The organism is Bradyrhizobium genosp. L (genome assembly GCF_015624485.1).
GTDB lineage: Bacteria > Pseudomonadota > Alphaproteobacteria > Rhizobiales > Xanthobacteraceae > Bradyrhizobium.
The window spans coordinates 602,514-616,643 of sequence record NZ_CP061378.1 but is presented as its reverse complement, the minus strand read 5'-3'; the positions used below and the strand labels follow the sequence as shown (position 1 = coordinate 616,643).

11 protein-coding genes are annotated in these 14,130 nt (G+C 66.2%); 4 read left to right on the top strand and 7 right to left on the bottom strand.

Features of this window, described 5'->3' with window-relative positions; all coding sequences use genetic code 11:
* Positions 1-128: 128 nt before the first annotated feature.
* Positions 129-2,849, top strand: coding sequence for a DNA mismatch repair protein MutS (gene mutS, locus IC762_RS02830; protein WP_195787143.1), 2,721 nt, complete (start codon positions 129-131; stop codon positions 2,847-2,849).
* A gap of 110 nt (positions 2,850-2,959) precedes the next feature.
* Here mutS and IC762_RS02825 read toward each other — a convergent pair whose 3' ends face one another.
* The 6 genes from IC762_RS02825 to IC762_RS02800 all read right to left on the bottom strand — a co-directional run bounded on the left by IC762_RS02825 (position 2,960) and on the right by IC762_RS02800 (position 7,975).
* The gene (locus IC762_RS02825) at positions 2,960-3,673 is read right to left on the bottom strand and encodes a hypothetical protein (protein WP_195787142.1); all 714 of its coding nucleotides are present in this window, start codon (positions 3,671-3,673) and stop codon (positions 2,960-2,962) included.
* Positions 3,674-3,746: 73 nt separating this feature from the next.
* Positions 3,747-4,553 (bottom strand): hypothetical protein, encoded by an 807-nt coding sequence (locus IC762_RS02820; RefSeq protein WP_195787141.1) that lies wholly within the window; start codon positions 4,551-4,553, stop codon positions 3,747-3,749.
* A gap of 147 nt (positions 4,554-4,700) precedes the next feature.
* Positions 4,701-5,210 (bottom strand): OsmC family protein, encoded by a 510-nt coding sequence (locus tag IC762_RS02815; RefSeq protein WP_195787140.1) that lies wholly within the window; start codon positions 5,208-5,210, stop codon positions 4,701-4,703.
* 55 nt (positions 5,211-5,265) lie between these two features.
* Entirely contained in the window at positions 5,266-6,051 is a 786-nt protein-coding gene (locus IC762_RS02810) for an ABC transporter ATP-binding protein (RefSeq protein WP_195787139.1), read from the bottom strand.
* Positions 6,051-6,884: an ABC transporter permease gene (locus IC762_RS02805; protein WP_195789970.1), complete on the bottom strand. Its 834-nt coding sequence runs from the start codon at positions 6,882-6,884 to the stop codon at positions 6,051-6,053. The genes IC762_RS02810 and IC762_RS02805 overlap by 1 nt, the downstream gene beginning before the upstream one ends.
* Positions 6,885-7,000: 116 nt before the next feature.
* Positions 7,001-7,975, bottom strand: coding sequence for an aliphatic sulfonate ABC transporter substrate-binding protein (locus IC762_RS02800; protein ID WP_195787138.1), 975 nt, complete (start codon positions 7,973-7,975; stop codon positions 7,001-7,003).
* Between the two features lie 198 nt (positions 7,976-8,173).
* Here IC762_RS02800 and IC762_RS02795 point away from each other — a divergent pair, with 198 nt between their 5' ends.
* On the top strand, positions 8,174-10,966 hold the full coding sequence (locus IC762_RS02795; protein ID WP_195787137.1) for a [protein-PII] uridylyltransferase: 2,793 nt from the start codon (positions 8,174-8,176) through the stop codon (positions 10,964-10,966).
* Between the two features lie 28 nt (positions 10,967-10,994).
* Here the strand turns inward: IC762_RS02795 and IC762_RS02790 are convergent, their stop codons facing one another.
* Complete coding sequence (locus tag IC762_RS02790) at positions 10,995-11,252, bottom strand: hypothetical protein (protein ID WP_195787136.1); 258 nt, start codon at positions 11,250-11,252, stop codon at positions 10,995-10,997.
* 375 nt (positions 11,253-11,627) lie between these two features.
* Here IC762_RS02790 and IC762_RS02785 point away from each other — a divergent pair, with 375 nt between their 5' ends.
* Positions 11,628-13,376 carry a PAS domain-containing sensor histidine kinase gene (locus IC762_RS02785; protein ID WP_246801404.1) on the top strand — a complete coding sequence of 583 codons (1,749 nt, stop codon included), beginning with the start codon at positions 11,628-11,630 and terminating at the stop codon, positions 13,374-13,376.
* Positions 13,376-14,047 (top strand): response regulator transcription factor, encoded by a 672-nt coding sequence (locus tag IC762_RS02780; RefSeq protein WP_195789969.1) that lies wholly within the window; start codon positions 13,376-13,378, stop codon positions 14,045-14,047. The genes IC762_RS02785 and IC762_RS02780 overlap by 1 nt, the downstream gene beginning before the upstream one ends.
* Positions 14,048-14,130 lie beyond the last annotated feature (83 nt).

The window sequence follows — 14,130 nt, the reverse complement described above, 5'->3', positions numbered from 1 at the left end:
TGACCGAAGCGCGCGTCAAGCGCGCATTGCCGTGAGGTCTCGTCATCTCTTGGGGCCGTGGAGAGGGTGGAAAACCCCTTTTTCCTGGATAGGACCACGCGGCGAAATTTTGTAGTTTCCGCACCCTCATGACCATTCAGCAGCCCATTCCTGTTCCGCCCGAGTCCGCTCCCACCGAGGCGCGCGTCACGCCGATGATGGAGCAGTATCTGGAGATCAAGTCGGCCCACCCCGGCCTGTTGCTGTTCTACCGGATGGGCGATTTCTACGAGCTGTTCTTCGAGGACGCCGAGATCGCCTCCAGGACGCTCGGCATCGTCTTGACCAAGCGCGGCAAGCATCAGGGCATGGATATCCCGATGTGCGGCGTGCCGGTCGAGCGCTCGGAAGACTATCTGCATCGGCTGATCGGCGCCGGCCACCGCGTCGCGGTGTGCGAGCAGACCGAAAATCCCGCGGAAGCCAAGGCACGCGGCAACAAGAGCGTGGTCCGCCGCGGCGTGGTGCGGCTGGTGACGCCGGGCACGCTGACCGAAGACACCCTGCTCGACGCCCGCACCAACAATTATTTGATCGCGATCGCGCGGGCCCGCGGCTCGGCCGGCGCCGACCGGCTGGGGCTCGCCTGGATCGATATCTCGACCTCCGAATTCATGGTGACGGAGTGCGCGACATCCGAGCTTGCCGCGACATTGGCGCGCATCAACCCGAATGAGGCCATTGTCACCGACGCGCTCTATGGCGACAGCGAGCTTGCGCCCACGCTGCGCGAGCTGTCGTCGGTGACGCCGCTGACCCGCGACGTCTTCGACAGCGCCACCGCCGAGCGGCGGCTGTGCGATTATTTTGCGGTCGCGACCATGGACGGCCTCTCCACGATGTCGCGGCTGGAGGCGACCGCTGCGGCTGCCGCCGTCACCTATATCGACCGCACGCAAGTGGGCAAACGCCCGCCGCTGTCGCCGCCGGCGCGCGAGGCCGCCGGCACCACGATGGCGATCGATCCGGCGACCCGCGCCAATCTCGAACTGACACGGACGCTCGCGGGCGAACGCCGCGGCTCGCTGCTCGATGCGATCGACTGCACCGTGACAGCGGCGGGCTCGCGGCTCTTGGCGCAGCGGCTCGCCGCACCAATGACCGATGTCGCCGTGATCGCGCGGCGGCTCGATGCCGTCTCGGCTTTCGTCGCCGATAGCGCGGCGCGCGAGGACGTCAGGACCGTGCTGCGCGCGGCACCCGACATGTCGCGGGCGCTGGCGCGGCTCTCGGTCGGGCGCGGCGGCCCGCGCGATCTGGCGAGCCTGCGCGACGGCATCCTCGCCGCCGACCAGGCGCTGGAGCTCCTCACACAACTCGACAATCCGCCGGCCGAGATCGGCGCCGTGATGGCGGCCTTGCAGCGCCCCTCGCGCGACCTGGCACGGGAATTCTCCCGCGCGCTCTCCGAGCAATTGCCGCTGATCAAGCGCGACGGCGGCTTCGTCCGCGAGGGCTATGAGGCCGCGCTCGACGAGAGCCGCAATCTGCGCGACGCCTCGCGCCTGGTCGTCGCCGCGATGCAGGCGCGCTATGCCGAGGACACCGGCATCAAGACCCTGAAGATCCGGCACAACAATGTGCTCGGCTATTTCGTCGAGGTCACCGCGCAGCACGGCGACAAGCTGTTCGCGCCGCCGCTCAACGCGACCTTCATCCACCGCCAGACGCTGGCGGGGCAAGTCCGCTTCACGACGTCGGAGCTCGGCGAGACCGAGGCCAAGATCGCCAACGCCGGCGAACGCGCGCTCAACCTCGAACTCGAAATCTTCGAGCGGCTGAGCGCGCTGGCGCTTGCCGCGAGCGACGATCTGCGCAACGCCGCCCATGCGTTTGCGATGCTCGACGTCGCGACCGCGCTGGCGAAGCTTGCGATCGACGACAATTACGTGCGGCCCGAGGTCGACGGCTCGCTCGGCTTTGCCATCGAGGGCGGCCGCCATCCGGTGGTCGAGCAGGCGCTGAAGCGCGACGGCCAGCCGTTCATCGCCAATGCCTGCGATCTTTCCCCTGCGCCGGCCCAAAAGTCGGGCCAGCTCTGGCTGATCACCGGTCCGAACATGGCGGGCAAATCGACCTTCCTGCGGCAGAACGCGCTGATCGCGCTGCTGGCACAGATCGGCTCCTACGTGCCGGCGTCGCGGGCGCGGCTCGGCATCGTCGACCGGCTGTTCTCGCGGGTCGGCGCGGCGGATGATCTGGCGCGCGGACGCTCGACCTTCATGGTCGAGATGGTCGAGACCGCCGTGATCCTCAATCAGGCCAGCGAACGCTCGCTGGTGATCCTCGACGAGATCGGCCGCGGCACCGCGACCTTCGACGGCCTCTCGATCGCCTGGGCCGCGATCGAGCACCTGCACGAGAGCAACCGCTGCCGCACCCTTTTTGCCACCCACTATCATGAACTGACCGCGCTCTCGGCCAAGCTGCCGCGAATGTTCAACGCGACGGTGCGGGTCAAGGAGTGGCAGGGCGACGTCGTGTTCCTGCACGAGGTGCTGCCCGGCTCCGCCGACCGCTCCTACGGCATCCAGGTCGCCAAGCTGGCGGGATTGCCGCCCGCGGTGATCGCGCGGGCCAAATCGGTGCTGGCGAAACTGGAAGCCCAGGACCGCGGCCAGACCGCGCGCGCGCTGGTCGACGACCTCCCGCTGTTCGCCGTCCCCTCCCGCGCCGCCGCCGAGGACAAGCCGCCGAGCGAGGCGGAGCTCCTGATCGAAGCGCTGAAGGCACTGCATCCCGACGAGATGTCGCCGCGCGAGGCGCTGGAGGCACTGTATGCGCTGCGGGCAAAGCTGCCGAAGACATAGACAGTGCCGTAGGATGGGTGGAGCGCAGCGATACCCATCAATCCCCAGCCGGCTGACAAGATGATGGGTATCGCTGCGCTCCACCCATCCTACGATGCTCCATCCCAAGATCAGCCCGCGCCGTCGAACGGCTGGATCAGCTTCAGATTCGCGGCGAGGCGGATGCTGCGTTTGCCGGCGAGCGCGATGGCCTCGATCTCGGCACCGTCGAGATCGCAGCGGCCGGAAAAGCCGATGCCGACCTCGTGGCCGCCGAACAGCGGATGCTCGCTTTTGGCCGGCGTGTGTTCCTGATTGACGAACTCGCCCTTCCAGCGGCCATTCGCCGAGCTGTAGGCGCCGAGGTAATAGAAGAAGGCGTCGCCGCCGAGGATGCGGCCGTCGTGCAGCAGCATCACGCCGGTATGTCCGCCGGACAGGCCGTCCAGCATCCGGATGTTGATCGAATAGAGCCCGCTGACAATGCCGCCGTCGCCGACCGCGCCGGGCGGCGGACCGTCTTCGTTGCCGAGCGGCGTCATGACCGCGCGAAACACCGATCCCGCGTCTTCCACCACCTCGCCCGCGAAGCGATAGACATCGCCGTCGGGCCGGCCGCGGATGCTGAGGGTCACCTGATCGGAACTGGTCAGCGTTCTCGGGTGCGGCGATGCGCTGTGCCGCCGGGTCCTGAGCCGGGCGATGATTTCGCCATCCACGTCCTGGTAGGTGCCGAAATGCGCGAATGCGGTATTGCCGCCAAGCATCTTGCCGGCTTGGGCGTACAGCACGCTGCGGCCCGAACCGTCGTTGATGTCGTACTCGACCTTGTACAATCCCTCCACTGCGCGCCCCGGTTCTGTCCCAACCTCAACCTAGAGCTATTTCCGGTCCGATGGAAACGCCGCATGCGTTCCGTCAGACCTGCGAACGCGCCGCCCGCCTTCGTCCGCTCCACCATAGCGTCAGGTTCCACACGATACAGGTGGCGAGCGCGAGGCTGAGCCCGATCGCCGAGCCGAATTGCAGCACACCGACATGCATCACCGCGACACCGAGGCCGAAGCCGAGCAGGCCCCAGGCGCTGTTGGCGAGCACGGCGGCGGTGGCGGGGCCGCCGATGCGCGGATGCAGGATCAGCATCATCGAGGAGAACACGATCGGAAACAGCGCCATCACCCCGGTGACGCGCGGGCCGACCCAGCCGGAGGTCGTGACCACGGTGCCGACCAGCGAGGCGACCAGCGCGGCGCGCAGCGGGATGTCGTACCAGCGCCGCGCGATCAGCGGCATCTTCGCGACGTGGCGATAGGGCTTGAGCAGTGGAATGCAGATCGCAAAGCTGACGGCGTTGAGGATCAGCCCGCCGGCCAGCGTCCACTCGAACTGGCGGATGATGGTGGCGAGCACCAGCCACACCGCGATCGCGCTGCCTGCGGAGATCCACATGCTGCGGCGCTGCGCCAGCACGGCGTAGACGAGGCCCATCAGGATCGTGGCCGCGTTGACCGGCAGGCTCGACAGCGCGCCCGCGGCGACGAAGGCGGCGTCATGGTCGAGCGCGAGGAAGGTGTAGGACGGCCCGGCCGAGATCGGCAGCGTGGCGATCAGCGCGCCGATCACCGGCCCCGAGCGCTCCGTGATGATGGACGCGCTGACCACGAAGGCCGCCGCAACGGCCATGCGCAGGATGATGGCGAGGATGAAATGGAGATCGAGGGACATTCAGCGTCGTCCCGGCGAAGGCCGGGACCCATAACCACGACTATTCGTCGGGAACGAAAGCCGTCGGACGGCGCGGCTGGAAACGAGGGACTTGGCGTATGGGTCCCGGCTCCCGTGCGCAATTGCGCACTAGGCCGGGACGACGGGCTAGACCCGCGCCATCGTGACCGAGACCTTCGGCCCGTTCTTGATGGTCTGGTAGACCACGCAATAACGTTCGGTGAGCTTGAGCAGGAGATCGAGCTTGTCCTGCGGCGCGTCGGTGCCGATTTCGAAGCGGAGGCGGATTTCGCGGAAGCCGACCGGGGTCTCCTTGTCGACGCCGAGCGTGCCGCGGAAATCGAGATCGCCCTCGGCGAAGACGTCGCCGCGCTTGAGCGGCACCTCGATCGCGGTCGCAACCGATTTCAGCGTGACGCCGGCGCAGGCGACCAGCGCTTCCAGCAGCATGTCGCCGGAGCACAGCTCCAGCCCGGAGCCGCCGGTGGCGGGATGCAGGCCGGCGATCGCCAGCGCGCGGCCGGTCTCGACCTTGCAGGAGATGCTGTCGCTGTCGGTGGAGCCCTTGGCCTTCAGCGTGATCACGGCGGACTGCGGATCGCTCTTGTAGCGCTCCTTGATCGGGGCCTGCATTGCGCGGAGTTCGGTGGCGTCCATGGTCGTGCTCCCGGCGTTGTTGTTTCTGCCGATGTAAGCCGTTACGGCGCCGATGTCACCACCACATCGCCTCGCCGGCATTGGATTTGTCGGCGGCCTCGCGCACCTTGCGGTCCAGCGAGCGGTCGAGCGCGGTCAGCACGCGGCGCTTGAAATTGTCGAACAGCTCGGACTTGCGGTCGCGCGGCCGCGCCAGATTGATGGTGATCTCCTGAAACAGCCGGCCCGGCCGCGGCCGCATCACCAGCACGCGATCGGCCAGGACCACGGCCTCGTCGACGTCATGGGTGACCAGGATCAGGGTCGGCCTCGTATCGTTCCAGAGATCGAGCAGATGATCCTGCAAATCGCGCCTTGTGAAGGCGTCGAGCGCGGAGAAGGGCTCGTCGAGCAACAGCACCTCCGGCTGCGGCACCAGCGCGCGGGCGATTGCGACCCGCTGCGCCTGCCCGCCGGAGAGCTCGCGCGGCCAGGCATTGGCCTTGTCGGCGAGGCCGACGCGGGCCAGCGCGGCTGCGATCCGCGCGCGCCTGACGTCGGCCGCAAGGTCCGCGAGGCCGAAGCCGATATTGCCGGCGACGCTGAGCCAGGGCAGCAGCCGCGGCTCCTGGAAGATGATGCCGATCTTGGCATGCGGCGAGGTGATGACGGCGTTGTCGAGCGTCACGCTGCCCGTGGTCGCACGGTCGAGCCCGGCAATGGCGCGCAGCAGCGTCGACTTGCCGCAGCCGGAGCCGCCGATGATCGCGACGATCTCGCCCGGCGGGATCTCGGCCGAGAAGCGCTCCAGCGCGTGGACCCCGTTGGGATAGGTCTTGCTGACCTCTTTGAGCGCCAGCATCACGCCGCTCCCCGTGCGAACGCGTCCTGCCAGCGCAGCAGCGGCGCGGTCGCGATCTCGATCAGCCAGTCGGTGGTCTTGCCGAGGATCGCGAAGATCACGATCGCCGCCAGGATCTGCGCCGGCTTGCCGAGCTGCTGGCCGTCGGTCAGGAGATAACCGAGCCCTTCGGACGCCCCCATGAATTCGGCGGCGACCACGAACATCCAGCCCAGGCCGAGCCCGACCCGCAGCGACACCACATAGGCCGGCAACACCGCGGGCAAGAGGATGCGGCGGATCATCGCAAAGCCCGACAGGCGGAAGACGCGGCCGACCTCGACGATCTTGCGATCGACCGATGCTATCGCGCCCATCACGCCGAGATAGACCGGGAAGAACACGCCGACCGCGATCAGCGCGATCTTCGAGGTCTCGAAGATGCCGAGCCACAGGATGAACAGCGGCACCCAGGCGATCGAGGGGATCGCGCGCAACGCTTGAACCGTTGGATCAAGCAGCCGGCGCGCCAGGCTCCAGTAGCCGGAGATCGCGCCGAGGATGGTGCCGGCGACGACGCCGAGCGCGAAGCCGGCGCCGACCCGCCACAGCGTCGCAAGGATGTGCCGGGTCAGTTCGCCGCTGCGCGCCAGCTCGACGATGGTCGCGAACACTTTTGAAGGCGGCGGGACCAGGCGGCCGTTGGAGTAGCCGAGAGCGACGACGAGCTCCCAGCCTACCGCCAGCGCCAGGGGCAGCAGCAGCCCGAGCGCCAGCCGCGCATAGCGAACCCACCGCGCCGACGTCGCAGCCGACGCGGCCGTTTGTTCCAGCGCAGGCAGGTCAACGGTCATGGCCATAGCAAGAACTATTCTTCCAGCGGGATTGCAAGGTGGGGCTACGTGACTCTATCCCACGTCGTCCCGGCGCCTTCTTCCCTTCTCCCCTTGTGGGAGAAGGTGGAGCGGAGCTAGTTCGCCGGCAGCGGGACCTGATCGTCGATCAGGCTGTCCACCGCCGCCTTCACGTCGGTCTTGGCGTCGATCACGCCGGCCTGCTGGAGCGCAAGCCCGGCGGCGAGGATCGACTCGCGCTGGGGGGCGCCGATCCGGCTGTGGGTCAGTTCGGTGCGCTCCTTGAGCTGCTTGTCGACCACGGCGTCCGGCAGCTTGGTCACCGCAAGGAAGGTCTTCTTCAGCTCGTCGTAATTCGCCAGCGAATATTTCCGCGCCTCCTCGTACGTGGCGAGCACGCGGCGGACGATGTCGGGATGGTCCTTCAAGAACTCTTCGCGCACATTGAGGATGCCCCAGGTGTTGGCGTCCGGCTTGCGGTAGAACAGTTTGGCGCCGTCCTCGATCTCGGCCTGCGCCATCATCGGGTCGAGGCCGGCCCAGGCGTCGACGTCGCCGCGGATCAGCGCAGTCTTGCCGTCGGCATGCTGCAACAGCACCGGGGTGATGTCCTTTTCGGTGAGGCCGGCGCCGAGTAGCGCGCGGACCAGGAAGATGTGCGGATCGGTGCCGCGGGTCACCGCGACGCGCTTGCCCTTGAGGTCGGCGACCGAGGCGATCTTGGAATCCTTGGCCGTCACCAGCGCGGTCCATTCGGGGCGCGAATAGACGTAGATCGACTTGATCGGGTTGCCGTTGATCTTCGCGACCAGCGCGGCCGAGCCCGCGGTCGAACCGAAATCGATCGAGCCGGCATTGAGGAACTCGAGCGCCTTGTTGGAGCCGGCCGACTGCACCCAGACGATGCTGATGCCGTCCTTGGCGAATTCCTTCTCCAGCAGGCCCTTCTGCTTGAGCAGCAGCGACACCGGATTGTAGGTCGCCCAGTCGATCCGGATCTCCTTGACCGCGTCGGCGGCGAACGCCGCGCCGGGCAGCACCATCGAGACCGCGAACAGCGCTGCGACGGCGCGCCGGGAAAATTTCTGCATTCGTCGATCTCCTTGAAGTGCTTAAGAAACAATCTTTTAATTCAATGAGTTAGACTTGCGGTCAACCAGAAAATCTCTACGTTTTGCGAGGCGGCGCGAGAACGATCTTGCCCAAAGGTCCGAGTAAACAGCATGGATCTGCTGTCCTCATACTTTGGTCAGTGACAGCAAAGGCGCCGTCCGATATCGGAAAGACGCATGGACAGCATTGTGGCCGAGGACCGCCCCGACGCGGATGATCGTTTCGAGACCGCGCGGATCACCGCGGCAGTCAATGCGCTCGCCGAGAAGCATGCCGGCCGCGAGGACCAGTTCCGCGCCGCGATGGCGCAGCTGCTCAAGGCCGAGCTGATCGCAGCCCGCGCCACGGCACAGGCCGTGCTGCTCAAGGACCGTCACGGTCGCCGCTGCGCCGAGCGGCTCTGCTTCGTGCAGGACGAGATCATCCGCATCCTCTATGCGGCCGCGACCAGGCATCTCTACCATTCGCCGATCCCCTCGGGCGCCGAGCGGATGGCCGTGGTCGCGACCGGCGGCTATGGCCGCGGGCTGATGGCGCCGGAATCCGACATCGATCTCTTGTTCATCCTGCCCTACAAGCAGACCGCCTGGGGCGAGCAGGTCGCCGAAGCGATCCTCTATTGCCTGTGGGACATGGGGCTGAAGGTCGGCCACGCCACCCGCTCGGTCGACGAATCGATCCGCCAGGCCCGCGGCGACATGACGATCCGCACCGCGATCCTGGAGACGCGCTTCCTGACCGGCGACCAGCCGCTCTATGACGAATTGGTCGAGCGCTTCGATAAGGAGGTGGTGCAGGGCACCGCATCGGAATTCGTCACCGCCAAACTCGCCGAGCGCGAGGAGCGGCACCGCCGTGCCGGCCAGTCACGCTATCTGGTCGAGCCCAATGTGAAGGACGGCAAGGGCGGCTTGCGCGACCTGCACACGCTGTTCTGGATCGCCAAATATGTCTACCGCGTGCGCGAGACCGACGAGCTGCTGGAGCGCGGCGTGTTCGACGCCCAGGAGTACCGCACGTTCCGCCGCTGCGCCGACTTCCTGTGGTCGGTGCGCTGCAATCTGCACTTCTTCGCCGGCCGCGCCGAGGAGCGGCTGTCGTTCGACATGCAGCGCGAGATCGCCGTTCGGCTCGGCTACACCTCGCATCCCGGGATGCAGGATGTCGAGCGCTTCATGAAGCACTACTTCCTGATCGCCAAGGACGTCGGCGACCTCACCGCGATCCTGTGCGCCAGGCTGGAAGAGGAGCACAACAAGCCGGCGCCGGTGCTGAGCCGGATGGTGGCCCGGTTCCGGCCGGCCGCCAAGCGGCGGCGGGTGCCCGGCAGCGACGACTTCATCGTCGACAACAACCGCATCAACCTCGCCGCGCCCGACGTCTTCAAGCACGATCCGGTCAATCTGATCCGGATCTTCCGCCTCGCGCAGCAGAACAACCTCGCCTTCCATCCCGACGCGATGCGCACGGTGACGCGCTCGCTGAAGCTGATCAACACGGCACTGCGCGAGAACGAGGACGCCAACCGCCTGTTCATGGAGATCCTGACCTCCGACAACGCGGAGACCGTGCTGCGGCGGATGAACGAGACCGGCGTGCTCGGCCACTTCATCCGTGCCTTCGGCAAGATCGTGTCGATGATGCAGTTCAACATGTATCATCACTACACGGTGGACGAGCACCTGATCCGCTGCATCGGCTTCCTGCAGGACATCCAGCGCGGCGGCAACGAGGAGTTCACGGTTGCCAGCGACCTGTTCCGCAAGATCCGCCCGGAGCATCGCCCGGTGATCTATGTCGCGACGCTGCTGCACGACATCGCCAAGGGGCGGCCCGAGGATCACTCGATCGCCGGCGCCAAGGTGGCGCGGCGGCTGTGCCCGCGGCTCGGCTTTTCCCATGCCGACACCGAGCTGGTGGCATGGCTGATCGAGGAGCATCTGGTGATGTCGACGGTGGCGCAATCGCGCGATCTGTCGGACCGCAAGACGATCGAGAATTTTGCCGCCGTGGTGCAATCGGTCGAGCAGATGAAGCTCTTGACCATCCTGACCACCGCCGACATCCGAGGCGTCGGCCCGGGCGTGTGGAACGGCTGGAAGGCGCAGCTGATGCGCACGCTGTATTACGAGACCGAGCCGGTGCTGACCGGCGGCTTCTCGGAGGTCAACCGCGCGCAACGCATCGCGGTGGCGCAGGCCGAATTCCGCCAGGCCTTCACCGAATGGCCGGAAACCGAGCTCAACGCCTATATCGGCCGGCACTATCCGGCCTATTGGCTCAAGGTCGAGCTGCCGCGAAAAATCCGCCAGGCGCGCTTCATCCGCGCCAGCGAGCAGGCCGGCCACAAGCTCGCGATCAATGTCGGCTTCGACGAGCTGCGCGGCGTCACCGAGCTGACGATCCTGGCGATGGACCATCCCTGGCTGCTGTCGATCATCGCCGGCGCCTGTGCCTCGGCCGGCGCCAACATCGTCGACGCCCAGATCTACACCACCACCGACGGCCGCGCCCTCGACACCATCTCGATATCCAGGGAATACGACCGCGACGAGGACGAAGGCCGCCGCGCGACGCGGATCGGCGAGATGATCGAGGACGTGCTCGAAGGCAAGCTCCGCCTGCCCGAAGCGGTGGCGAAGCGCACCGTGCGCAGCAAGGCGCGGCCGTTCATCGTCGAGCCGGAGGTGTCGATCAACAACGCATGGTCCGACCGCTACACCGTGATCGAGGTGTCGGGCCTCGACCGGCCCGGCCTGCTCTACCAGCTCACGACCGCGATCTCGAAGCTCAACCTCAACATTGCCTCCGCCCATGTCGCGACCTTCGGCGAACGCGCCCGCGACGTGTTCTATGTCACCGACCTGCTCGGCGCCCAGATCACCGCGCCGACCCGCCAGGCCGCGATCAAGAGCGCGCTGCTGCATCTGTTGTCGAGCGAGGACAACGCACAGAAGCCGGCAGCGTAACACTTAGGCTCTGTCCACGCGCGCCGGTCTAATCGAGGCGGTGGGCCCCTTCCTTGGGCTCCAACGCCGCAATGCTCGCCAGGCAGGCAAGATAGCTTGCATGGGACACCAGCAGGCTCAGATTGAACAGTTCGAGCAGGTCTGCCCAGGGGGCGTGGTCGACCGGCGCGTCATTCGTCAGCTTGCCGCCGTCGATGGCCAAAGGCTGGAAGTCACTGCGGCGGCGCATTGCGTCGGGTTCGATATCGTCAGTGCAAAGGATCACGTGCAGGGGTGCTTTCGACATATCAATACCTGAATTTGTGATTGGCGATTACTGAGCTTCGGATACCTCTACCGTCATCGAGTTACCCACTAAGCGTAGTGAACGCGGTGGAACGGACCATTGAACGGAGGTTGATCCACCCGGTACCTTCGGTAGGGAGGATCATACCTAGGTTTGAGTCACAACCTGGATCTGAACAGGCGCGACCATCTCGCCTCCTGAGCGAAATGACGGGCGCGAAGGGGTCGCCAGAGCCGCCGCAGGCCGCCGTCCGAATGTCGAAAAAAGCTGCTAATATGGTTCTTGTTGGAAGGGCGACGTTGTCGCCGCTGATGATGCCAATCACCTAGCGACGCGGCGCGGCCCGTGATGGCCCGATGCGGGGTGCCGCCCATGATGCGTAGCCCGACAGCCGAGTCCTGGTCGGTCGAGCAGTGGCTGCTCGCCGGCGTGGTGCTGGCGCTGGGTGCCGCGGCATGCATCTGGCTGGCGTTTGGTCCTCAGCCTGCGACCCCCGCCGATCTGATTGCCGTCGCGCTGCTCGTCGCCTCGCTCGCCGCGGCATTGATCATGATGCGCCTCGTGCGCCGCAGCCAGAGGCGCATGGAAGCCGTTCTGCACGGGCGCGCCGCGGGCGAAGAGCGCGCGATAGAGGCGCTGCGCAACAGCGAGGCGCAGTGGAAGGAGGTGTTCGAGCACAACCCCGTCATGTATTTCATGGTCGATGAAGCGGGCACCGTGCTGTCCGTCAACACATTCGGCGCGGCGCAACTCGGCTACTCCGCCGACGAATTGCTCGGGCAATCCGTGCTGAGGGTGTTTGCCCCCGAGGACCGCGCGTGGGTGCAGGGCAAAGTCGCGGCCTGCCTCGACAATATCGGCCGAACCCACAGCTGGGAAATCCGGAAGATCCGCAAGGACGGCTCGCGGCTTTGGGTTCGTGAGAATGCCAAGGCCGTGCGGCGGCAGGACGATCAAATGATCGTCCTGGTCGCCTGCGAGGATATCACCGAGCGCAAGCAGGCCGAAAATGCGCTGCGGCAGAGTGAGATGTATCTGGCCGAAGCCCAGCGGCTGAGCCACACCGGCAGCTTCGGCTGGCACCTCGCCAGCGGCGAGATCATCTGGTCGGAAGAAACCTTCAGGATCTTCGGATTCGACAAGGTGCCGTCGATCACGCACGACACGGTCCTGCAACGCATCCATCCGGAAGATCGCGCGCGCGTGCAACGAACCATCGACCGCGCTTCCCTCGATCACAAGGACTTCGAGCACGGTTACCGGTTGCTGATGCCCGATGGCGCGGTCAAGCACGTTCACGCCAGGGCGCATGCCGTGACGGACGCGTCTGACGACACCGAGTTCATCGGAGCGGTGACGGATATGACGTCCCGCAAGCGGGCCGAGGCGGAATTGCATGTGGCGCAGGCCAATCTCGCGCACGTCACGCGGGTGACGGCGCTCGGCGAGCTCGCCGCATCGATCGCCCATGAGGTGAACCAGCCGCTCGCTGCCGTTGTCGCCAACGCCGCGGCCTGCCTGCGCTGGCTCGACCGGTCGGCTCCCGATCTGAACGAAGCGCGCGGGGCGGTGAGGTCGATCATCAGCGACGGCAACCGGGCGGGCGAGGTCATCCAGCGCGTCCGCGCGCTGGTGAACAAGACGTCCGATCAGAAAGCGCCACTCGACGTCAATGAGGCGATCAACGAGGTGATCGGCCTGGTGCAGCATGAACTGCTGAGCCATCGCGTGTCGCTGCGGCTGGACCTCACTCCCGATCTCCCTCTGGTGCTCGCCGACCGGGTCCAGCTGCAACAGGTCTTGCTGAACCTGATCATCAACGGTATCGAGGCGATGCAGCCGGTCATCGACCGGCCGCGTGAACTCGCGATCCGGTCATGGCAGGATGAGGCCCGGCAAATCCTGGTCTCGGTCAGCGACTGCGGCGTCGGGATCGCCGCCGAAACTGCCGGCCGGCTGTTCGACGCCTTCTTCACCACCAAGTCCGGCGGCATGGGGATGGGACTGTCGATCTGTCGCTCGATCGTCGAGGCCCATGGCGGCCGCCTCTCCGTGGCCGGCGATGTCGGCCGCGGTGCGACATTCCAGTTCGCGCTGCCGCTGCATCAAGAGGACCGCGCATGATGACCGCCCGCACGGCATCGCCTGCCACTCCCACGGGCGCCGGGGAACCGATCGTCTTTGTGGTCGACGACGACGCATCGGTGCGGAACGCGCTGAGCAATCTTTTCCGGTCGGTCGGCTGGCGGACCGAGGTGTTTGGATCCGGCCACGAATTCCTGCAAAGCAAGCTTCCGAATGTCCCCAGCTGCCTGATCCTCGACATCAGGCTGCCCCGGCTGAGCGGCCTGGACTTTCAGGCCGAGCTGGCCAAAGCCGGGATTCATATTCCGATCATCTTCATGACCGGCCATGGCGATATCCCGATGACGGTGAGGGCGATGAAGGCGGGAGCCGTCGACTTCCTGACCAAACCGTTCCGCGATCAGGACATGCTGGACGCCGTCACGACGGCGATCGAACGCGACAGAAACCGTCGCGATGAGGCAAAGGTCCTTGCAAACCTGCGCGCCGTTTTCGTGACGCTGACCTCGCGCGAACGGCAGGTGATGACGCTCGTCACCGCGGGGCTGATGAACAAGCAGGTCGCCGCCGAAATCGGCGTGGCCGAGATCACCGTGAAGATCCACCGCGGGCACATCATGCGGAAAATGGCGGCGAAGTCGTTGCCGGATCTGGTGAGGATGGCACAGCTGCTCGGGATCGGGCCCGGATCGGGTGGGCCGCAAACCTAAGTATGATTCTCCGGTCCCGATTTGCGACGCACTCTGCCCCGACGTGATCGCATCGACAGCCACCCTCTCGTCGTCCGCAAGAA

Bases quoted from the DNA above. Each gene is read 5' to 3' on its own strand.
- IC762_RS02815 (WP_195787140.1), bottom strand. From the start codon at position 5,210: ATGGACGCCACCGAACTCCGCGCAATGCAGGCCCCGATCAAGGAGCGC.
- IC762_RS02780 (WP_195789969.1), top strand. From the start codon at position 13,376: ATGACCGCCCGCACGGCATCGCCTGCCACTCCCACGGGCGCCGGGGAA.
- IC762_RS02805 (WP_195789970.1), bottom strand. From the start codon at position 6,884: ATGACCGTTGACCTGCCTGCGCTGGAACAAACGGCCGCGTCGGCTGCG.
- IC762_RS02790 (WP_195787136.1), bottom strand. From the start codon at position 11,252: ATGTCGAAAGCACCCCTGCACGTGATCCTTTGCACTGACGATATCGAA.
- IC762_RS02800 (WP_195787138.1), bottom strand. From the start codon at position 7,975: ATGCAGAAATTTTCCCGGCGCGCCGTCGCAGCGCTGTTCGCGGTCTCG.
- IC762_RS02820 (WP_195787141.1), bottom strand. From the start codon at position 4,553: ATGTCCCTCGATCTCCATTTCATCCTCGCCATCATCCTGCGCATGGCC.
- IC762_RS02810 (WP_195787139.1), bottom strand. From the start codon at position 6,051: ATGCTGGCGCTCAAAGAGGTCAGCAAGACCTATCCCAACGGGGTCCAC.
- IC762_RS02795 (WP_195787137.1), top strand. From the start codon at position 8,174: ATGGACAGCATTGTGGCCGAGGACCGCCCCGACGCGGATGATCGTTTC.
- mutS (WP_195787143.1), top strand. From the start codon at position 129: ATGACCATTCAGCAGCCCATTCCTGTTCCGCCCGAGTCCGCTCCCACC.
- IC762_RS02785 (WP_246801404.1), top strand. From the start codon at position 11,628: ATGCGTAGCCCGACAGCCGAGTCCTGGTCGGTCGAGCAGTGGCTGCTC.